This window comes from Brucella sp. NBRC 12950 (assembly GCF_030268145.1).
Taxonomy (GTDB): Bacteria; Pseudomonadota; Alphaproteobacteria; order Rhizobiales; family Rhizobiaceae; genus Brucella.
This window is the reverse complement of record NZ_BSQC01000002.1, coordinates 206,461-228,216: the sequence shown is the minus strand read 5'-3', so window position 1 is coordinate 228,216 and position 21,756 is coordinate 206,461. Positions and strand designations below refer to the sequence as shown.

Sequence of the window (21,756 nt, the reverse complement as noted above, 5' to 3'; positions counted from 1 at the left end):
TTATGCTGCCTTTTTCGCTTCGCCCTTATAGGGATTGAAGCGCTGATAAAAGCTCTCGCCATTTTCTGCCATATCGACAAGCAACTTCGGCGCCTTGAATTGCTGACCGTATTTGCGCTGCAACTCTTTAGCGAGCTTGACGAATTTCTTCGCTCCCATGCCATCGATGTAGGAAAGCGTACCGCCAGTATAAGGAGCGAAACCAAAGGCTAGAATGGAGCCGACATCGGCTTCACGCGGATCAGTTACAATGCCTTCTTCCATCACGCGCGCAGCTTCCAAAGCGATTGTCACGAGGAAGCGTTCTTTCAGCTCCTTCACGTCAATTTTATCCGGATTCTGCTGTGGATAGAGATCTTTCAGACCGGCCCAGAGATGCTTCTTGGCAGGTTTGGCTGGGTATTCGTAGAAGCCCTTGCCATTCTTGCGGCCCTTGCGGTCGAACTCGTTAACGAGCTTGTCCACCAGTTCCACATGGCGCGGATCGACAGCCTTTTCACCAAGATCTGCAAGCGTTGCCTTGAGGATCTTCTGCGAGAGGTCGATTGCAGTCTCATCATTGAGAGCAAGCGGACCAACCGGCATACCGGCCATTCGGGCAGCATTTTCGATCATTGCAGCAGGCACACCTTCAACGAGCATGTTGTAGGCTTCCGACATATAGCGCAGCACGCAGCGATTGACGTAGAAACCGCGTGTGTCATTGACAACAATCGGCGTCTTCTTGATCGCACGAACATAATCAAGGGCTACAGCCAATGCCTTATCGGATGTCTTTTTGCCCAGGATCACTTCCACCAGCATCATCTTGTCGACCGGCGAGAAGAAGTGAATGCCGATGAAGTTCTTCGGACGCTTGGAGACTTTCGCAAGGCCAGTGATTGGCAGGGTTGAGGTATTAGACGCAAAGACTGCAGAAGTTTTCAACACTTCCTCAGCCTTTTCAGTCGCGATGCGTTTAACTTCACGATCCTCAAACACGGCTTCAATCACCAGATCGGCACCTTCAAGCAGTGCATAATCAGGCGTTGCCGTGATGAGTGACAAGAGCTTTTCCTTGTCGGCTTCCGTCGCACGGCCCTTCTGCATTTCCTTGGTAATAAGGTCAGCCGTATGCGCCTTGCCCTTGTCGGCAGATTCCTGATCGCGATCGATCAGCACCACCGGAATGCCAGCCTTGGCTGTCACATAGGCAATACCTGCTCCCATGAAACCTGCGCCAATGACGCCGATTTTCTTAAGTTTGTTTGGCTTTTCATCGACAGGACGACGCGCACCCTTGTTCAACTCCTGTAGCGAGACGAATAGCGAGCGGATCATCATGCCCGCTTCGGTTGTCTGGAGGATCTCGGTGAAATAGCGCTGCTCGATCTTAAGCCCCGTATCGAACGGCACCAAAAGGCCTTCATAAACAGACTTCAGAATAGCGAGTGCCGCCGGATAATTGCCTGAGGTTTCCCGGCGGAGAATAGCCGTTGCAGCAGGCCAAAGATTTGCACCAGCGGCCGAATAGATCGCGCCGCCCGGCAGCTTGAAGCCCTTTTCATCCCAAGGCTGAACCGGCTTGAGACCGCCCTTGATGAGCTTCTTTGCGGCTTCAACGAGCTTCTTGGCAGGTACTACTTCAGTAACAAGTCCCATCCCCTTGGCGCGCTGCGCCGTCAGGCTTGAGCCAGTCGTCATCATCTGCAAAGCGTCCTGCTGATTGGCAAGGCGCGGAACGCGCTGTGTGCCGCCAGCACCCGGAAACAGGCCGACTTTCACTTCCGGTAGACCCATCTTCACGCCCGGGGCATCAGATGCAACACGGGCATGGCAAGCAAGCGACATTTCAAACGCGCCACCCATACAGGTGCCATTGATTGCCGAAACCCATGGCTTGCCGGAGGTCTCAAGCTTTCGAAACAGCCCACCCATACGACCTACATTGTCGAACAGTGACTGCACCGCAGCCTGCTTATCCTTTGCCTTTTGCTTCTGGAATTCCTTGAACAGGCCTTCGAGCATGGTCAGGTCTGCACCGCCGGAGAACGTGTCTTTGCCCGAAGTGATCACGACACCTTTGACATTCTCGTCAGCAGTCGTCGCGTCGATAATCGCGTTCAATTCCTGCATCGCATCGACGGTAAACACATTCATCGATTTTTCCGGCATGTCCCATGTGACAAGCGCAATGCCATCGACGTCGGTTTCAACTTTGAAATTTACATAAGCCATTGTGTCAAACCTCCCCTTACACGCGCTCGATGATCGTTGCCGTACCCATGCCAGCACCGATGCACAAAGTGACCAATGCAGTGTTGAGATCGCGGCGTTCAAGTTCATCCAGCACCGTGCCGAGAATCATCGCACCAGTTGCCCCCAGCGGGTGGCCAAGCGCAATCGCGCCGCCATTGACATTGATCTTGTCGTGCGGAATGTCAAAAGCCTGCATGTATCGCAGAACCACTGCAGCGAAGGCTTCGTTCAACTCAAACAAATCAATGTCCGAGAGCTTCATCTTTGCCTGTTTGAGCAGCTTTTCCGTCACATCAACCGGACCTGTCAGCATAAGCGCTGGTTCAGAACCAATATTGGCAAAAGCACGGATACGCGCGCGGGGCTTGATATTGAAAGCTTTACCAGCCTTCTTCGAGCCAACCAGAACGCCTGCTGCACCATCAACGATACCAGATGAGTTACCGGCATGATGAACGTGATTGATGGTTTCGACTTCTGGATGGGCCTGAATGCCAACAGCATTGAAGCCGCCCATTTCTCCGGGCATCACGAAGGATGGGTTAAGCTGACCGAGCGCCTGCATATCAGTGCCTGGGCGCATATGCTCGTCATGGTCGAGAATGGTGAGGCCGTTCTGATCTTTGATCGGAATGACGGAATTCTTGAAGTACCCCTTTTCCCAGGATTTGGCGGCGCGCTTCTGGCTTTCTACTGCATAGGCATCCACGTCATCGCGCGAGAAGCCGTATTTTGTTGCAATCAGATCGGCAGAGACGCCCTGTGGCATGAAAAAGCCCGGAAAACCGACCGATGGGTCCATGTACCAGGCACCGCCCGACATGCCCATGCCGACGCGGGACATGCTTTCAACGCCACCGGCAATCACCAGATCGTCCGCACCAAAGGCGACCTTTGCAGCAGCCAGATTGATGGCATCAAGACCAGATGCGCAGAAACGTGAAATCTGCATCCCTGGAGCCTTGAAGTCGTAGCCTGCTTCAAAAGCCGATGAGCGCGGAATGACAGCACCCGCTTCGCCGACAGGATCCACGCAGCCGAAAATAATGTCATCGACCTTAGCCGTGTCGATGCCGTTGCGGTCGCGCAAGGATTCCAGAACCTTCGCGCCCAGACGAACGGCAGGCACTTCATGCAGGCTACCGTCTTTCTTGCCACGTCCGCGTGGGGTGCGGACGTGATCGTAAATATAAGCCTCAGCCATTTTTGCTCCTTCCCGCTAAGTTCGAAAACTTAGCCTGATCTCTAACTCAAAAAGAGTCTGCGTTAAGTGCCATCATGCTGTCTGCACCCGACTGGATGCGCGCGAGATGGGCAACACTTTCCGGCATGATCCGCTCGAAATAATAGCGAGCGGTGACAAGCTTTGCTTCAAGATAAGCCTTGTTGCCTTCGCCCGATGCCAGCTTTTCTTCGGCAACCTTCGCCATACGTGCCCACATGTAACCAAGCGCTACCAGACCAAACAGATGCATATAATCGTTTGATGCTGCACCCGCATTATCTGGTTTTGCCATCGCATTCTGCATCAGCCACATAGTTGCGGCCTGAAGATCGTTGACACCCTTCTTCAGATGCTTGGTGAAGAATGAGAGCTTTTCATTTTCGCGGTTGGTTTCGCAAAATTCACCAACTTCCTTGAAGAAAGCAGTGATCGCACGGCCACCATTCAGAGCCAGCTTGCGGCCAACCAGATCAAGCGCTTGAATGCCGTTGGCACCTTCATAGATCATGGCGATGCGTGCATCGCGCACATACTGGCTCATGCCATGTTCTTCGATATAGCCGTGACCGCCGAACACCTGTTGCGCCATGACAGCATGTTCAAAACCCTTGTCGGTCAGAACTCCCTTCAACACGGGTGTAAGCAGGCCAACAAGATCGTCTGCCGCCTGACGCTCTGCTTCATCACCAGAACGATGGGCAATATCGGAGTTCAGCGCCGTCCACAAAATAAGCGCTCGACCGGCTTCGTTGAAAGCGCGGATATTCATCAGATTGCGGCGGATATCCGGATGCACGATGATCGGATCAGCCTTCTTGTCAGGCGCTTGCGCACCCGAAAGTGCTCTGCCCTGAATGCGCTCGCGCGCATAGATCGCGGCATTCTGATAAGCAGTTTCCGCGATCGACAGTCCCTGCAAAGCCACGCCAAGACGCGCCTCATTCATCATGGTGAACATGGCACGCAGGCCTTTGTGTGCCTCACCAATCAAGAAACCGGTCGCGTCATCATAGTTCATTACGCAAGTTGCATTGCCATGGATGCCCATCTTCTCTTCAATGGAGCCACACGACACGCCATTGCGCTCGCCCGGATTGCCATCTGCATCCAGGATGAACTTTGGCACGATGAAAAGCGAAATGCCTTTGACGCCTTCCGGTGCGCCGTCGATACGAGCCAGCACCAGATGGATAATGTTTTCCGACATGTCATGTTCGCCGGCCGAGATGAAAATCTTTTGGCCAGAAATCTTATAGGATCCATCACCCTGCGGTGCTGCACTCGAACGCAGCAAGCCCAGATCGGTGCCACAATGCGGCTCAGTCAAATTCATCGTGCCAGTCCAGGTGCCTTCCACCATCTTTGGCAGATAAGTGTTTTTCTGCTCATCCGTTCCGTGGGTCAGGATCGCTGCAATCGCGCCCTGTGTCAGACCCGGATACATGGTGAGCGCCATATTGGCAGACGACATATATTCGCCAACCGCCGTATGAAGGAGATAAGGAAGACCCTGCCCGCCATATTGCTCAGGCACGGCAAGACCAAGCCAGCCGCCCTCACGATACTGGTCATAAGCTGCCTTGAAACCCTTTGGCGTCTTCACAGAACCATCGGATGCGCGGGCGCAGCCCTCCTGATCACCGGTATGATTGACCGGAAACAGCGTGCCTTCGGCAAGCTTCGCGCCTTCGGACAGGATCGCATCGACGACATCGGGCGATGCATCGGCAAAGCCCGGCAGATTGTTGTAACGCTGATAATTCAAAACGTCATTGAGAACGAAATTTGTATCCTCAACTGGCGCGCGATAGCTCGGCATCGAAATCCTCCAAATCAATTACCCGCTCGGCTCCGCATGAAGCGGAGCAGGCTCCCACCTGCGTCTAAAGCGCCGGGCGCTTTAGTTTTATTCTTCCGCATATCTTGATACCCGGACGGCTTCCCTTCCGAGTAAGATATGCATTCAGCATGATTGTCACAGGGAAAGCTAAATGCGTGACATCGTGCCGTTCGCAACAGAAATGGGGTTAAAAATTCAAAAAACCAGCCATTTTTGCCACTTTTGAAAGTCTCGCTGCTTCGAAATTGATGACGAGACTCCAATTCTGATGCGAAACTAGCGCACTTTGACGTTTCCGTAAACGTCAAAAAATACACTTATTCGTGCACCATGTTTTTTCAGAGAATTTTAGTCTCGTTATCGGTTTACCCTTCCGCTGTGAGGGGCCATTTATTGTAATTGTTCTGCCAAGTTGGGCGCCTAGTCTTGGTCCAGAACCGTTGCCTTCGTGCTGGTGAAAACTACAGATGATTGAGGGCGGAAATAGCCCTGCTGCACAGTCAATATCTGTCAATCCTACGCGAAGTTGAACGCATGCAAAGCCTAACGGCGGCGGAAAAGCTTCATGTGACACAATTGGCGCTCAATCACACAATCCGTAAGCTGGAAAAATGCAATGTCGTAGTCATGCGGGAGAAGGATGGCCGCAATCTTCGCCTCAGTGAGGCCGGACACTATGTTTTGACGCCCGGACATCGCCCTCTGTCGCCGATTGGGAGGGCGGAGGATATTTAATCGGACAATAGCTGCGGGCGGCGAGGCTTCCTGAGGATTGGGATGAAATGTCAGCCCTGCTATCAATGGCTCATGGGTGTAACAAAACCATTCCTGGTCGACTGGCCGGATGTTGATCAGAAAGTAACGGCGTCGTTTGCATCGCGCGGCATTGCAGCATTGGGGATACGAAATCGATATTTTGATCACGCCAGATCCGATTGAGGCGCCAGGCACCCGTGATGTGCCAGCGTTCGATTACGAGCTCGAGCTTGCCTTTCCTGACGGTCACCCTCTATCGCGCCTGGGCAACCCTGAGCCCGTCAACTTGCTGCAAGAGACCTTATTCACTTATCACGTGCCACCCGAATGGCTTGATGTCTTTACGCAATTTCTTGTATCAGCCAATTGCCGACCGCCGCAGCATCAAAATATCGATACAACGAAAATGATGCTCCAACTTGTTGCGGCAGACCGTGGCGTCAGCGCCATTCCAAACTGGCTGGTGCGGCAAGAAGCAACGACCCTCGGTTCATCCCGTCCGGATCGGCAAAACGGGAATTCTGAAAAGCTTTCATCTCGGCTTGAAAAGCGGTGAAGAAACTATCGATTTTGCCGCCGGATTCCTTGCGACGTCACGACAAGCATCAATGCAGCTCTGAACGCGAAAAACCTGAGCGTCGGTTCGCACGGCCCGCCGACGCTACTTCTTTTGAAGAGACTTAACTTGCAAAGCAATATTACCGCTATTCAATTCAGAGACAATTATCTCGGCAGGGAACTGAGGCTTTAGACGGAAGATTTTAGCGCCAGACCTCTGATAAGCCGGATCAGGCGTTTCACGCTTGCCCACGCATTTCGAAACGAATGCTGCAACCGCTTTCACGCTCGTATCTTCAACCACGCACGACCAACTGACCGAAGATACACTCGTCCGCAGAACAACGCGGCAAGAATTGCTGCCTGTTAATCTGACCTTTGATGGATAAACATCCACATCCTGGGGAGACGCATCGGCTGCGACATTCTTGAAGTTTATTTTCGATTCTTTGATGACATGCTTCAATGTGGAGCAATCTTTCTGAGCATCCAGAGCATAGGCCGAGCTGGATGCGAGAACCAAAACCGATACAAATGCAGACGTGAATAAAGATTTCATGACAGCCTCCGAATAAGTGAGGCATAAACGATTGAAAAGGATCAAACAATCATGTTGTTTTCGGACCACTCCCTTGGTCAGCAAACAGACGATTACCGCCCGGAGTTCACGCGATAAGCCATTCCCAGGGATCGTGGCGCAGTTTCATTAAAGCCGAATTGCTCATAAAGCTTATTCGCGGGCACATCAGCGATCAGGCTTACATAGGCAGAGGGCGGAAGTTCAGTATTAACATAGTTCATGATGGCGCTCATGATGATTTTGCCCAAGCCACGCCCCTGATGTTGGGGCTCAACTGCGATATCAACCACCTGAAAAAAGCAGCCGCCGTCCCCGATCAGCCGGCCCATTCCAATTGCAGAGCCTGCGTGCAAAACAACCACTGAAAATACCGTGCCTTCAAGCCCTTTAGCAGCGGCAGCTTCGGTAAAAGGACTAAGGCTCGCCACTGCACGAAGATACAAATATTCCTCCACCGATGGGCGGCGGGCCACAGTTGTATAGGCTAGCTGGCTCACATTTATCTCCTCTGAAAATACACATAAGCCTTAGCGCAAGAGCGAGTGCTTAAACAATATACATGATGATGCTGAAAGATTTTGCCTAAGTAGTTGAGTTCCCACTTTTCTTGATATCTAAGTAATTTCTGTATCAAGCTCGTCCGGATCATCACAGTGACCACAGAACACGCTCCTTCCAACGTTATGCTCTCTCGCACTGCAGTCACCAGCACTGCGATGATCTTCGGGCTGACCTACAGCCTCAGCGCTGCACTGATTGCCCTTGATCTCGATGAAATGGGCTTCAGCGAAGCAATCATTGGCGCCAACGCGGCCATGCACGCCGTCGGCGTACTGTGCATGGCATTCCTATTGCCGCGATTGAGCGCATGGCTTGGAATGCGGTCGCTGGTGATTGTCGCGCTTGCTGCAGCCGCAGTCCTGCTCGGTCTATTTCCCGCAGTTCCGTTGATCTGGCTGTGGTTTCCTCTGCGTATTCTGTTGGGTGCAGCATCTGAAACCCTGTTCGTGGTTTCTGAAACCTGGCTCAACTCGCTAAGCACAGATGAGAACCGCTCGAAGACTATGGGTATCTATACAGCGGCATTGTCGCTTGGCTTTGCCCTTGGACCGCTCATTCTCTCGATAGTGGGCTCAAATGGTTTCCTCCCTTATCTCGTTGGTTCAGTCCTTGCCCTTCTTGCGGCGCTATTGATTGCCAACCCAAAGGTTAATGCGCCTCCGATTACCGACAAGCCACACGGAAGCCCGCTGCATTATCTGGCACTTGCACCGGTCGCGCTTGCAGCCACAGTACTCAATGCAGCAATTGAATCGGCTGGATTGTCGTTTCTTCCCCTTTATGCAGTTGATCTTGGCTGGAGCGAAAATCAGGCGACACAGCTTATGTCGGTGATGATGTTCGGCGCGATTGTACTGCAGATTCCAATCGGCTTTCTGGGCGACCGCATGAGCCGCCAGACACTTCTCATCATCCTTGCAGGCTTGTCTGCTTTGGGGGCCGCGATCTGGCCATGGGCCCTCACCTTACCATGGCTCACCTATACGTTGCTGTTTGTGTGGGGCGGGGCATTCGTCGGCATTTACACAATTATGCTAAGCGTTGTTGGCAGTCAGTTCAAAGGCGCGCAGCTTGTCGGCATTTATGCCTGTATGGGCCTCATGTGGGGCGTCGGCGCACTGATCGGTCCGCTCTTTGCGGGCATCGCGCAGCAATATCTGACACACGGGCTGCCAGTCTTCGTCACGCTTGCCTGCCTGCTGTTTCTGGCACTTGCACTTACTTTGCGCCCGCGCACCGGCCCTGTCACAGGATAATCCCTATTTTTCTGCGACTTAAAACAATCGCAGCCTCCCCACAGGAGGCTGATTTTATGCAATTGATAATAGATTTTAATAACTTGTTTACCACGTTCGTAAGAATATAGCCTCAGCAAATATGGCTTCGACTCATTGGTGAATTCGGCTCTCGGCTGTTTCTATTTTTGGAAAAGTGATTTCACATGGCAAACAATCACCAGGCATCCGGTTCACGTTCTATCATCGATGAACTTAACGCCTTGCGCGAGCGGCATACACCTATCGCGCCTAAGTCGAGCGCCATGAACGAATTGCACAACACTTTGGCGGAACTGGAAAAACGTCTCGGTCATATTGGAAACGATGCCCCTCGATCACGCTCGCCTGAGCCAAAGGCTGAAAAACACATCACTGGCCTTGCTGAGATTGCAGAGCATTTGCGTCGTCTGACAGATCAGCAGAACCAGACTGAACGATACGATGCCCCTTCCTCCCAGCCTCTCGCTACCCGTTTCGCTGAAATGCGCGAAGAGCAACGCGCGCCGCGGCCGGAAAACAATACATTGCGCCAGATCGACAGCCGTCTTGATGAGATAAGCCGGGCTGTAATCGCTGCCAATCGTCATCCGCATTCAGATCAAGAAGGAGCATTGCGCCTTGAGCGTATCGAACAACACCTGAGCGAACTGACGCATCAACTGGACAGTTCGGTCGCAGAACAGAATGCGGACACACTGTTTCGCCGCCTTGGAGAACTCTCGCAGCGCATCGATGCACTGAGCGAGGGATCGAAGTTACCAGATCAGGCAATTGATCAGCTCGCACAGCAGGTCAACCTTCTTGCCCATCAGGTCGGCAAAGTTATGGAGAATGTGAGCCAACCGGATTATCACCGCATTGAATCCCGTCTGTCCGCTATCGATCAGAAGCTGGCAGCAGCAGAAAAGCACGCGCATGAATCAAATCCAGCTGTTGTTGATAAGATCGACAATCGCTTCAAGGAATTGACCAAGCGGCTTGATGCGCAATACGCGAGCCATTATGCCGAAGGCGGTATGCTTCATGCGATTGAAGGTCGTCTTGACGACATCTCGCAGCAAATTTCGTTGAGCCTCCTTCAGACCCCACAGACTGAGGAGGTTGCGCATGCTGAGCGCGAGGCCATTCGTGGTCTGGAAAACCAGATTGCAAATATTGCGCGCCAGCTCAACAAGCCTTCGGCCGAACTGGCCGAATTGAAGCCGCGTCTGGATTCTATTGAGCGCTCCATTGCTGAGAATCGTGAAACCGTTCTTGATGCAGCACGCGAAGCGGCAGAAACAGCCGTTGCACATGTGCTCAAGCATGGCTCTCAGAATGACACGGCTATCGCCGCGCAACTTGCCAATGATATAAAATCACTCGAAGCGCTTGCCCGCAATGCCGATGAGCGTAACGGTAAGACTTTTGAAGCTGTCCATGAAACGCTGGTTAAAGTCGTTGATCGCCTCTCCAATCTGGAGCAACAGATCGAAACTCAACCCCCTCTTCCTCAGCCAGCAGCGACCAAGACAAAGCCGTTTAATAATCCGTTTTCAGCGGCGCCACAGTCTTTCCCATCGGCGTCAGTAGAGAAGGTAGACAAGCCAGCCAGCCCGGAAATCAATGCGCCCGCGGCAAGCGAAAAGCTTGCAAAGCTTACGCCAAAAGCACGCCAGGAACCAGAACTCAGCGCTTCGCTTGACTCCGTGCAGCCCGACAATGACAGCGTGCTTGATCTGAACACGATTATGAAGCGTGTTCGTGAAGAGCGAAACCTGCAGGACACAGCCAAGACAGAAATCAGCCGAAAGGCGGATTTGATCAGCGTGGCTCGTCGTGCGGCTCAGCAAGCGGCCGAAGAATCCAGCAAACTTGAAGCACAGCAGGAAAGCGATACCGACAGAAAGAAGGGGGCGATCAGCAGTCTCTTCAACCGTCAGCGCAAGCCTATATTGCTGGGAATGGGCGCAATCCTGCTTGCCATCGCCGGCCTGCAGCTTGGCCCCAGAATCTATGAGGAAATCTCGCAGACAGAGTTATCGGCAAAGACTGAGACACCGGCAATCGACAAGGGCACAACAGCTTCAATCGCACCCGCAAAAACTGAGACACCGGCGCCTGTAATGCAACCAATGCCTGAAGTTGTGGTGCCTGAAACCGCAATTTCTAAGCCACAGCAGCAAAGCAGCCTGACGGCTCCGCAGCCTGCGATTGAGCCGCACGAAGAGACTATCTCCGATACCGCACCTGCACAGGAAGCAGAAGCACCAGCAATCGATGTGCCTGACGCCGCTGGCCCAGCCCCCTTGCGCGAAGCAGCAATGACGGGAGATGCCCGCGCATTGTTTGAAATCGGCAATCGGTACATGGAAGGCCGCGGCGTTAACGAAGACTATGCTGAAGCTGCAAAGTGGTATGAGCAATCAGCTCGCAAAGATTTCGCACCTGCACTTTACCGCATGGGCAACATGAATGAGAAGGGGCTTGGTATGCCCCGCGATCTCAACAAGGCAATCGACTGGTATCAAAAGGCGGCAAAACAGGGCAACGCAAATGCGATGCATAACCTCGCCGTCCTTTTTGCCTCCGGTGCCAACGGCAAACCTGAAAATACGTCTGCCGTTCGTTGGTTTAACGAAGCAGCAGAACTCGGTGTGAAGGATAGCCAATACAATCTTGGTATTCTCGCAGCTCAGGGTCTTGGGACGCCGGTTAATCTGGAAGAAAGCTATAAGTGGTTTGCACTTGCTGCCAAGTCTGGCGACAAGGATGCGGCCGACAAGCGCGATCAGATTGGTGCAGCTCTTAAGCCGGATCAGCTTGAACGTGCGAAGGGCTCAGTCGAACTCTGGAAAGCCAAGCCAATAAATGAGGCTGCCAACGCGCTCACCATTCCGCAAAACTGGTCGGATAGCGAACCAGTCGCTCAAGCTCCCGTCGATATGAAAAAGGCAGTTCGTAACATTCAGCTCATCCTTCAGAAGAGTGGATATGATGTGGGTAGTGCCGATGGCGTAATGGGAAACAAAACCCGCAATGCCATTGCTGAGATTCAAAAGGCAAATGGCCAGGAGCCGACAGGAGAAGTGAACCAGCAACTTGTTCAGTTGCTCCTTGAGAAGAACAAGTAAATTGCGCGCGAAATCGCGTCACTTGCACCAACGCGTCAGGATAATTTCCTGGCGCATTTTTTATGGTCTCCGCCAAGTAACGATTACGCAGGTCTTATAACTCTTATGCACGCCTTTTCTATACCGCATGTCGAAGCCATGCTGAGGAGGTCCAAATCTATCGGTCACCCACTACAATGATGGCAACCCGAATTGATCACTGTTTGAGCATTCTCGTAAAGTACCAAGGGTCGCCGATTACCTAACCTCATTGGCCTCATGTGAAACATTTGTGGCAAGTCTGGTGACAACATTGTTGTTCGCAAACAATAATGTGCCATTTTCGTCTCACATCATTTGTCAAAGTAACTCTAATCTCAATCGGCGTTTGACTTCCCCGCTTTGAAAGAGCAAGACCATTTGAAGCGCATTTCAAAATAAGTAAGTCGGATCTTGATCCAGATGCGCGGTAAATCAAGCTGTTAGAGCCATGACCTGATCAAACTTAATCACGGCATAGTCTAGCAGAATTTAAACGGGCCTTGCGGCAAAGCGCAACCGCAAAAGGGCTGGTTGTAGTGCGTTGTGAACACCGGGTTCGGAATTGGGTATTTATCTTCCCATTGCGGAATTGTCGGTCAACATGCTGGTTCTTCTCGGCATGGGCGCTGCTGTTGGCTTTCTTTCGGGACTGTTTGGGGTTGGCGGCGGCTTCCTCATCACACCGCTCTTGATCTTTTATAACATCCCTCCGGCCATCGCTGTTGCCACTGGCGCCAATCAGGTGATCGCTTCTTCGGTCTCTGGCGCGCTGGCACACTTCAAAAGACGAACGCTTGATATCAAGCTCGGATTGTTTCTGGTCGCTGGCGGCATCGTCGGGTCGCTACTCGGTATCTTCGTATTCTCATGGCTGCGCGATCTGGGTCAGCTCGATCTTATTGTTTCGATCCTCTACGTCTTCTTTCTTGGCACGGTCGGAGGATTGATGCTCATCGAAAGCGTACGTGCTTTGCGCCGTGTGAAAAAGGGCCAGGCAGGTGCGATACGGCGTCCGGGCCAGCATACGTGGATACATAAGCTGCCATTTAAGATGCGGTTCCGCGCATCAACCATCTATGTCAGCATCATTCCAGTGCTTGGCATTGGTTTCTTTATCGGCTTACTGTCATCGGTGATGGGTGTGGGTGGCGGGTTCATCATGGTGCCTGCGCTGATCTATCTGCTGCATGTGCCAACCAATGTCGTTGTCGGCACATCGCTTTTTCAGATCACTTTCGTGACTGCTTTTACCACGGTCATGCAGGCAACGACCAACCAATCCATCGATATCGTGCTTGCTTTCCTGCTGATGCTTGGTGGGGTAATCGGTGCACAATATGGTGCGCGCGCTGGACGGAAACTTCGTGGCGAACAGCTGCGACTATTGCTTGCTTTGCTGGTATTGGCGGTCGGCCTGCGCCTCGCTTTTGGCCTTTTCGTGCGACCAGACAATTTGTTCTCGATCTCCATTGCGGATATATGACATGAGGAAACTCACGCTCACAGCCGCAATTTTGCTTGGATTTGCTTCAGCAAACGCAACTGCACAAATTAACTCTGGCGGAGACGGAAATAGCGTTCCGCAGCTTCAAAACCCCTCAGAAGAAACCATCGAGATAGGCCTTTCGACCGAAACGATCGCGATAACCTCCAACTTCGGCGGCACAGACCTGACCATTTTCGGCGCGCTTGATAATGCTGATCCATTAATCCAACGACAGGGTCGCTACGACATTATTGTTGTCCTGCAGGGACCTTCGCGCGATTTGGTTGTTCGCAAGAAACAACGTTACCTCGGTGTCTGGATTAACGCAGATTCCGAAACCTTCCTCGGCGTGCCACTGTCTTATTCACTTGCTTCCACGCGCAATCTCCAAGACATCGCAGATGACAGGCTCTACCGCCAGTTGTCAGTTGGCGTACGTAATTTTTATCTCAGACCAGAAGACCCGGCGAGCCTTTCAGGCAACATTCCCAAGTTCGGCGACGAGTTGCGCGCGATGAAAATGCGCCAGGGGCTCTATAGCCAGCGTGTGGGCGGGGTTGAGTTTCTCTCCCGTACATTGTTTCGCGCAACGCTCAACCTCTCCGCAAATGTACCGGTCGGACGTCACCGGGCGCGGGCGCTTCTATTCCGGAACGGTGTTTTCCTGCGCGAAGCTAATGCAAGTCTTGAAATTGTGAAGGCTGGTGTCGAACAGAGCATCTACGATGCTGCCCATAAATACAGTTTTTACTACGGCTTGTTTGCGGTGTTCCTGGCGGTCTTCACGGGATGGGCGGGCCGTATTCTGTTTAAGAAGGATTAGCGCATATTCAAATGCCACAATCTATCTTTGTGCGAGGATGCTCAAAGACCTACCCAGCAACCAGCGTGCCATGCGCAATCGGGTAAACTTTGCCCTGGCCCAGCATATAAGCGCGCATGCGCGCATCAACGAATAGACCGCGAAACGCCCTATCCAGCACATTGAGCGCACCTGTATACGCGCCAAATGCCGGCATAATTAATCTATCACCATCGCTCGCAAAACAGGGTCGGCGCACTGAACGCCCTTTGCGGACAATCCGGGCGGCGGGATGAAGATGGCCTGCCACCTCACCCTGTGACTGGTCTCTTGATGGTATGTGCCGAAATGTTAACGGACCGATTGCCAGTTGGGCAATACACTCACCGGGCAAATCACCTGGCCGATCAGGATCGTGATTGCCGGTAATCCAAAACCAGTCCCGCTGCTCCATTAGTGATGTGAGACGGATCTTATAAAGCGAGGGCAGCCGATCGCTTGCCTTTGCATCGTGGAAGCTGTCACCCAGACTAACAACGGTTCGCGGTTGATAGCGCGCAATGACCGCGGCCAGCATGTCAAGCGTGGCGGCGGTATCATAAGGCGGTATCAACTGACCACGCCGAGCGAATGACGAACCTTTCTCAAGGTGTAGATCAGAAACGACCAGCATATGTAAATCCGGTAGAAAAAGCGCACCGGAAGGATCATAAACTGTCGCAACACCACGCAATTCGGCATGCGCCAAGCTGTAAGCCTCGCCATTTCCCCAAACTGCTGTGCTCATCCTATCGCTTCTCTGATCAGATCGTCGGCTGCTTCTTCAAGCAGCATATCGTCACCCTCACCTGCCACACGTTCGCGACCAATTTCAAGCATGACAGGCAATGCCAGGGGAGAAATACGCGCCAACGGCTTATGCAGCAAATGCCCTTTTACACGCGCCAGCATGTCCCCAAGACGCTTGATGTCCAAAAGTCCGGTCGCAGCATCAGCGCGTGTCGCCTGTAGCAAAATGTGGTCCGGCTCATGGGTCCTCAGGACGTCATAAATGAGATCAGTCGAAACCGTAACCTGGCGACCGGTTTTCTCCTGCCCCGGATGTCGACGTTCAATTAGCCCCGAGATCACGGCACAATTGCGGAAGGTACGCTTCAAAAGATAGCTTTCATCAAGCCATGCCTCGAGATCATCGCCAAGCATATCTTCATCAAAAAGCCGCGTCAGACTTAATCTGCCGGAGCTTATCATCGCTCCCATGTCTTTGAGACCCCAAAGCCCCAACGAGTAGTCGGTGGCAACAAAACCAAGCGGATGCGCGCCCATGCGTTCGAGACGACGGGTTAGCAACATACCGAGTGTCTGATGGGCAAGTCTGCCCTCAAAAGGATAGGCGACCATATAAAATCGACCGCCTTTAGGGAACGTTTCAATCAACAACTCGTCTGTTCGGGGTAAAACGGACTTGACCGCTTGCACGTCCAGCCATTCACGCACCTGTTCTGGCAGAAACTGCCAGCGTGTACGATCCGCCAACATCGCGCGCACCTGCGACGCCAGATAAGTGGAAAGCGGGAATTTCCCACCGGCATAGATGGGGATTTTTGCATCCTGTCCCGCAGCATTGGAAGCCATACATTCGTTCTCGCGAATGCCTTCAAACCGCAACACCTTACCTGCAAACAAAAATGTGTCTCCAAGCGTCAGCGTTTCAAGGAAGTATTCCTCGATGCGTCCGAGAACGCGACCACCTCTCGCATTGGCTCCTTTGCCGCTACGGGTGAGCCGGACATTCAATTCAGGCGCTTCGACGATCGTGCCAATGTTCAGGCGATACTGCTGAGCGATACGGGGATTTGAAACCCGCCACGTACCATCGACAGTCTTGCGGATCTTGGCAAAGCGTTCATAGGTTTTGAGCGCATAGCCACCAGTCGCAACGAAATCGAGGATTTTATCAAACGTATTGCGTGTAAGGTTTGCATAAGGCGCCGCACTCTGCACTTCCCTGTAGAGCGCATCAGCGCTAAAAGGCTCAGCACAGGCCATTCCCAGCACATGCTGCGCGAGAACATCCAGCGCTCCATCAATCAGCGTTGGCGTATCCTGCGCACCTAGATAATTGGCGTCGAGCGCAGCGCGGCACTCCATCACTTCAAAACGATTGGCAGGCACAAGAATAGCGCGGCTTGGCTCATCCATACGATGGTTGGCACGACCAATGCGTTGAGCAAGACGGCTTGCTCCCTTTGGCGCTCCAACATGAATGACAAGATCCACGTCCCCCCAGTCGATCCCAAGATCAAGTGTCGAGGTTGCGACGACCGCCCGCAACGTATTGGCAGCCATTGCATGTTCCACCTTGCGGCGCTGACTGGCGTCAAGCGAGCCGTGATGCAGCGCAATTGGCAATGTATCTTCGTTGACACGCCAAAGTTCTTGAAAGAGCATTTCGGCTTGGCTTCGGGTATTGACGAACAGCAGCGTCGTGCGGTGGGCACGGATAGCCGCATAAATGTCCGGGATAGCGTAGCGCGAAGAATGCCCTGCCCAGGGAACCCGCTGCTCAGATTCTAAAATCGTAATTTCAGGCTTGGCACCGCCATCAACTGTGACAAGACCAGACTGTGGATCGGTACCGTCCTGTTCGACGAGCCAGCGACGCAACTCATCTGGCTGTGCAACAGTTGCAGAAAGTCCAATTGTTTGCAGTTGCGGTTGCAGACGGCGCAAACGTGCAAGCCCGAGCGCAAGCAAATGGCCACGTTTGGAAATGACCAGCGAGTGCAGCTCATCAAGCACCACATAACGCAGACCTTTGAAAAACTGCTCGGCCCCTTTGGAGGCAATGAGCAGCGCGAGCTGTTCAGGCGTTGTCAGAAGAATGTCAGGCGGGATTAGCTTCTGGCGCTGGCGCTTATGTGCAGGTGTGTCGCCAGTCCGGGTCTCAATCGTAATGTCGAGCCTCATTTCCTCGACCGGAATAGTCAAATTGCGATGAATATCAACCGCAAGTGCCTTCAGCGGCGAAATATAGAGCGTGTGCACACCTTGTTTTTTAGACGCAATCGCGGATGAAAGATCGGTGCTCACTTTTCCTGGAAGTGATTTATTTCCTCTTCGCTCCAGATCGACCAACGCAGGCAGAAAGCCTGCCAGCGTTTTACCAGCACCAGTGGGCGCAATCAGCAGCGTGGACTGTCCCTGTTCGGCGCGCGATAGCAACTCCAGCTGATGGGCGCGTGGCGACCATCCCTTACCTTCAAACCATTTTACAAAACGGTCTGGCAAATGAAAGGCGTCAGTCTCGAGAGTGGGTGTCAGGTTCAGAGTCACGCACTCAATCTAGTGCGGGCAACTCTCATCGCCAAGATGTTTGTTCACTTTTGTTCTCATTTTGTCAGGAGTTCACCTTGCGCGCTCTTTCCAGCGGGAAGCTGCTGACCTATCTAATAAGCCATGCGTTTTGACGAGTTGCTGCGTTCCACACCCAAGGGCCTTTACTGTCCGCCCGGCGATTTTTACATTGATCCGGTGCGGCCTGTTGATCGCGCCCTAATCACGCACGGACATTCCGATCATGCACGTGCGGGACATGGTCATGTTCTTGCGACACAACAGACGCTCGACATCATGGCTATCCGCTATGGTGCAGATTTTGCGGCTAGTACACAAACTGCTGATTTAGGTGCATCCGTGAACGTAAACGGTGTCAAAGTCAGCTTTCACCCGGCAGGACATGTACTTGGTTCAGCGCAAATCGCTGTCGAAAAAGACGCCACGCGGATTGTCGCGTCCGGAGATTATAAACGCGCTATCGATCCAACCTGCACACCCTTTGAGCTTGTTGCTTGCGATGTCTTCATCACTGAAGCGACCTTTGCGCTTCCGGTATTTCGCCATCCCGAAGCGGCCCATGAAATCGAAACACTGCTGAAATCGCTTGCCCAATTTCCTGAACGTGCGCATCTGGTCGGAGCTTACTCACTTGGCAAAGCCCAGCGGGTGATCAAGCTCATTCGCGATGCGGGCTATGATGCGCCGATTTACATTCATGGTGGCCTGCAAAAACTCTGCGATTACTATCAGACCCAAGGTATCGAGCTTGGTAAGCTTGAACCTGCAACGCTTGAGCGTGGCGAAGCCTCGCCCGATTTTGCAGGAAAGATCGTGGTTGGTCCCCCCTCTGCTTTTTCCGACCGCTGGGCACGACGTTTTCCCGATCCATTGCCCGCCTTTGCGTCCGGTTGGATGCGTATCCGCCAGCGCGCAAAACAACGCGGTGTCGAGCTACCACTGATCATTTCCGATCACTGTGACTGGGACGAGCTGACAACAACCATAGGCGAAATAAAACCTGCGGAAGTCTGGGTAACTCATGGCCGTGAAGAAGCGCTGGTGCGGTGGTGCGAGTTGCAAAACATTCCTGCCCGCCCGCTTCATCTTGTTGGCTACGAAGATGAGGGCGATTGATGCGGGCATTCGCTGAACTCCTCGACCGCCTTGTTCTCACGCCACAGCGCAATGGTAAATTGCGGCTGCTGGTCGATTACTTCCGCACCACACCTGATCCTGACCGCGGCCTCGCCCTCGCCGCCATCACCCGCGACCTGGAATTGCAGAGCGTCAAACCTGCCATGCTGCGGGCCCTGATTGCGGAGCGCAGCGACCCAACACTTTTTGCATATTCCTATGACTATGTCGGCGATCTCGCCGAAACGATTTCGCTGATATGGCCAGGTCCGAGCGAAACTCCCGCCGGTACCAACCTGCCGCTCAGCGTCGTCGTGCATGAATTGCAAGGCGCATCGCGCCGCGAAGGGCCCCTGCTCGTGTCCGCTTGGCTCGATCTGCTTGGGATATCAGAGCGCTATGCGCTTTTGAAACTTGTCACGGGCGGCTTGCGTATCGGCGTTTCTGCTCGTCTGGCCAAACAGGCACTGGCAGATTTTGGCAACGTGGACGTGGTTGAAATCGAAGAACTCTGGCACGGACAGACGCCCCCTTTCACCGCGCTTTTTGCATGGCTTGAGCGCCACGGCCCAAAGCCTGCAGCGACCGCGGACGCGCCATTTCGACCCGTCATGCTTGCTACGGCACTAGATGAGGCCGAGATTCCCGCACTTGATCCAACTGCCTACAGTGCAGAATGGAAATGGGACGGTATTCGTGTTCAAGCCGTCGCAGAAAATGGTGTGCGAAGGCTTTATTCGCGCACGGGCGACGATATCTCGTTCGCCTTCCCCGATGTGCTGGAGGCGATGGACTTCGAAGGCTCGATCGATGGCGAGTTGCTGGTGGGACATCACGGCGAAACGGGCATTGAAATCGCAAGTTTCTCGGATTTACAGCAAAGACTTAATCGCAAAACAGTAACTGCCAAACAGTTGCGTGAGTATCCTGCCTTCATCCGGGCCTATGATCTATTGCAGGATGGCACGCAGCACTCGGGCGAAGATCTGCGCGCGCTGCCTTTCTCAGACCGACGCGCGCGGCTCGCTCAATTTGTCGAAAAGCTCGACAAACGCCGGTTTGATCTGTCGCCCGTCCTTCAGTTTTCGGACTTCGATGAACTTGCAAAGTTGCGCATTAACCCACCCTATCCGGTAATAGAAGGCCTTATGCTCAAACGGCATGATAGCGCCTATGTTCCGGGGCGACCGAAGGGGCCATGGTTCAAATGGAAGCGCGATCCGTTTACAGTGGATGCAGTGGTAGTCTATGCGCAGCGTGGTCACGGCAAACGATCAAGCTACTATTCGGACTTTACTTTCGCGGTCTGGACCGGCCCGGAAGAAGACCCCATTCTCGTTCCCGTCGGAAAAGCCTATTTCGGCTTCACTGACGAGGAATTGAAGCTTCTCGACAAATTCGTACGCGAAAACACGATTGAGCGTTTTGGCCCGGTTCGTTCCGTTCGAGCGGAGCCGGATCATGGATTAGTCGTTGAAGTTGCATTTGAAGGGCTCAACCGCTCGACCCGACACAAATCCGGTGTCGCAATGCGCTTTCCCCGCTTTTCGAGACTGCGCTGGGACAAACCGCCCCGCGAAGCGGACCGGCTTGAAACGCTGGAAAAGCTGCTGAGTTGATTATTCAGCTACCGCAGTCGTGACGCGGATTGCATAAATATCCACGGCCTTGCCCGAACCGCTCAGATCGGAGTTGATCGAGATCTTGCCTCCACCTCCTGCCGATTGACCTGCCTGAAACTCCTGATCGAACAGGAAATCACTGACAGAGTCGCGGACATCATAGCGCCTGCGGCCACAATCTCCGAGACCCGCAAAATTGCAATTGACCGTCATCTGCGTTGTCTTGCCGTCATCGCTGCGCGCAACAATATCAAAAGTCGCCTTCTTGCCAGCAAGCTGATTAAGGACGCCCTCACCGACATCAAAGGTCACACTGTCGTTAACCCCCGAAGTCTGAACTCGCGCAAAACTGTTGGTGCCCTCGCGTTTGATCTCAGCTGTTGCGCGGCCCTGAACAGACATGCGCGTCGCATCCGTAGGCGAGAAAATGTTGATCCAGGTGCGCCCTTCCGGGTCTTCGCCTTCCTTGATCGGCGCCATGGTGTTGTCCGTCAAAAGCGGGCTCGAGCCGTTGCCCCGAGTGAAATCTGCAAAGCTGTTGTAGAGCGAAAAGCCGATCAGCCCCAGAATGACGAGAACCATAACCGGGATACCAACGCTCACAAGCAGCGAACGCTTCTTCTTCTTTCGATCCTTGCGCGAAACGCCCGCTTCATAGCCGAGATCAGCTGAAGCTCGCTTGCCCTTTTTGGAAGAAGTTCGGATATCAGCGGAATCGAGCGCAGGCCCTGCTTGATAGACGTCGTCGCCCAGAAGCGGATCAGACGAGGACGGCGCGTCTAGACCGGGTTCCGGCCGAGACGAGGACTGCGTTTTAAATTCAGCTTCAATATCGGAAATCGCGTCTTTGATTTTCTGGCGACGCTGCTTTTTCTGTTCTTCACTAAGCGCAGTATTTGCCGTCAGCGCGCGTTCATGCGCCCCCCACGCAGCCTCGTAGATACGCTGGCGGGTCGATGGATTATGTGCATCTGCCTTTGCAAATGCATTTCTTATTGCGCGTTCGATACTTTCCAAAGGGCCGCTCTTCCTTGGTTTCTGTATACTGCCTTGCTCCGTGAGCACAGATGCCTACATGAGCCTCAGCGAATTTAACGTCTGAATCAAGGCATTTAGCTGTTTCAACCGCATTTTGGCTAGCGGTAGAACTCCAACAGCTACCAAATCTTAACCTTTAGGGTAATTTTCCCCAATCCTTTGAGGT

Annotated in this window: 16 protein-coding genes; 8 read left to right on the top strand and 8 right to left on the bottom strand. The window is 53.1% G+C overall.

What is annotated here, in order from left to right; genetic code table 11:
- Genes QSJ70_RS04025 through QSJ70_RS04015 form a run of 3 tightly spaced genes read right to left on the bottom strand, consistent with a single transcriptional unit; the run spans position 1 to position 5,282 of the window.
- Entirely contained in the window at positions 1 to 2,217 is a 2,217-nt protein-coding gene (locus QSJ70_RS04025; protein WP_285534912.1) for a 3-hydroxyacyl-CoA dehydrogenase NAD-binding domain-containing protein, read from the bottom strand.
- A 16-nt stretch (positions 2,218 to 2,233) separates the two neighbouring features.
- Positions 2,234 to 3,442, bottom strand: coding sequence for an acetyl-CoA C-acetyltransferase (locus tag QSJ70_RS04020; RefSeq protein WP_285534910.1), 1,209 nt, complete (start codon positions 3,440 to 3,442; stop codon positions 2,234 to 2,236).
- A 46-nt stretch (positions 3,443 to 3,488) separates the two neighbouring features.
- The gene (locus QSJ70_RS04015; protein WP_285534908.1) at positions 3,489 to 5,282 is read right to left on the bottom strand and encodes an acyl-CoA dehydrogenase C-terminal domain-containing protein; all 1,794 of its coding nucleotides are present in this window, start codon (positions 5,280 to 5,282) and stop codon (positions 3,489 to 3,491) included.
- Positions 5,283 to 5,837: 555 nt separating this feature from the next.
- Here QSJ70_RS04015 and QSJ70_RS04010 point away from each other — a divergent pair.
- Both QSJ70_RS04010 and QSJ70_RS04005 read left to right on the top strand, forming a co-directional pair.
- Positions 5,838 to 6,038, top strand: coding sequence for a helix-turn-helix domain-containing protein (locus QSJ70_RS04010; RefSeq protein WP_285534907.1), 201 nt, complete (start codon positions 5,838 to 5,840; stop codon positions 6,036 to 6,038).
- A gap of 181 nt (positions 6,039 to 6,219) precedes the next feature.
- Positions 6,220 to 6,615: a LysR substrate-binding domain-containing protein gene (locus QSJ70_RS04005; RefSeq protein ID WP_285534906.1), complete on the top strand. Its 396-nt coding sequence runs from the start codon at positions 6,220 to 6,222 to the stop codon at positions 6,613 to 6,615.
- Positions 6,616 to 6,720: 105 nt separating this feature from the next.
- Here QSJ70_RS04005 and QSJ70_RS04000 read toward each other — a convergent pair whose 3' ends face one another.
- Together QSJ70_RS04000 and QSJ70_RS03995 are read right to left on the bottom strand one after the other, a co-directional pair.
- Positions 6,721 to 7,260 (bottom strand): hypothetical protein, encoded by a 540-nt coding sequence (locus tag QSJ70_RS04000; RefSeq protein ID WP_252349060.1) that lies wholly within the window; start codon positions 7,258 to 7,260, stop codon positions 6,721 to 6,723.
- An 8-nt stretch (positions 7,261 to 7,268) separates the two neighbouring features.
- Positions 7,269 to 7,700: a GNAT family N-acetyltransferase gene (locus QSJ70_RS03995; RefSeq protein ID WP_502871662.1), complete on the bottom strand. Its 432-nt coding sequence runs from the start codon at positions 7,698 to 7,700 to the stop codon at positions 7,269 to 7,271.
- 180 nt (positions 7,701 to 7,880) lie between these two features.
- Here QSJ70_RS03995 and QSJ70_RS03990 point away from each other — a divergent pair, with 180 nt between their 5' ends.
- From QSJ70_RS03990 to QSJ70_RS03975, 4 genes are all read left to right on the top strand, one after another.
- Complete coding sequence (locus QSJ70_RS03990) at positions 7,881 to 9,014, top strand: MFS transporter (protein WP_285535096.1); 1,134 nt, start codon at positions 7,881 to 7,883, stop codon at positions 9,012 to 9,014.
- 185 nt (positions 9,015 to 9,199) lie between these two features.
- Positions 9,200 to 12,148 (top strand): peptidoglycan-binding protein, encoded by a 2,949-nt coding sequence (locus QSJ70_RS03985; protein WP_285534904.1) that lies wholly within the window; start codon positions 9,200 to 9,202, stop codon positions 12,146 to 12,148.
- A 622-nt stretch (positions 12,149 to 12,770) separates the two neighbouring features.
- Positions 12,771 to 13,652 carry a sulfite exporter TauE/SafE family protein gene (locus tag QSJ70_RS03980; RefSeq protein ID WP_252349120.1) on the top strand — a complete coding sequence of 294 codons (882 nt, stop codon included), beginning with the start codon at positions 12,771 to 12,773 and terminating at the stop codon, positions 13,650 to 13,652.
- Between the two features lies 1 nt (position 13,653).
- Positions 13,654 to 14,478 (top strand): TIGR02186 family protein, encoded by an 825-nt coding sequence (locus QSJ70_RS03975; RefSeq protein WP_215777000.1) that lies wholly within the window; start codon positions 13,654 to 13,656, stop codon positions 14,476 to 14,478.
- 49 nt (positions 14,479 to 14,527) lie between these two features.
- Here the strand turns inward: QSJ70_RS03975 and pdeM are convergent, their stop codons facing one another.
- Both pdeM and QSJ70_RS03965 read right to left on the bottom strand, forming a co-directional pair.
- A complete protein-coding gene (pdeM, locus tag QSJ70_RS03970) occupies positions 14,528 to 15,244 on the bottom strand; it encodes a ligase-associated DNA damage response endonuclease PdeM (protein WP_285534902.1) in 717 nt (238 codons plus the stop codon).
- A complete protein-coding gene (locus QSJ70_RS03965) occupies positions 15,241 to 17,793 on the bottom strand; it encodes a ligase-associated DNA damage response DEXH box helicase (RefSeq protein ID WP_285534901.1) in 2,553 nt (850 codons plus the stop codon). Before QSJ70_RS03965 ends, pdeM begins: the two co-directional genes overlap by 4 nt.
- Before the next feature lie 123 nt (positions 17,794 to 17,916).
- Between QSJ70_RS03965 and QSJ70_RS03960 the strand changes: the two genes are divergently transcribed.
- Together QSJ70_RS03960 and QSJ70_RS03955 are read left to right on the top strand one after the other, a co-directional pair.
- A complete protein-coding gene (locus QSJ70_RS03960; protein WP_285534900.1) occupies positions 17,917 to 18,930 on the top strand; it encodes a ligase-associated DNA damage response exonuclease in 1,014 nt (337 codons plus the stop codon).
- Positions 18,930 to 20,549, top strand: coding sequence for a cisplatin damage response ATP-dependent DNA ligase (locus tag QSJ70_RS03955; RefSeq protein ID WP_285534899.1), 1,620 nt, complete (start codon positions 18,930 to 18,932; stop codon positions 20,547 to 20,549). Before QSJ70_RS03960 ends, QSJ70_RS03955 begins: the two co-directional genes overlap by 1 nt.
- Here the strand turns inward: QSJ70_RS03955 and QSJ70_RS03950 are convergent, their stop codons facing one another.
- Positions 20,550 to 21,569 carry a hypothetical protein gene (locus QSJ70_RS03950; RefSeq protein WP_285534898.1) on the bottom strand — a complete coding sequence of 340 codons (1,020 nt, stop codon included), beginning with the start codon at positions 21,567 to 21,569 and terminating at the stop codon, positions 20,550 to 20,552.
- Between the last annotated feature and the right edge of the window lie 187 nt (positions 21,570 to 21,756).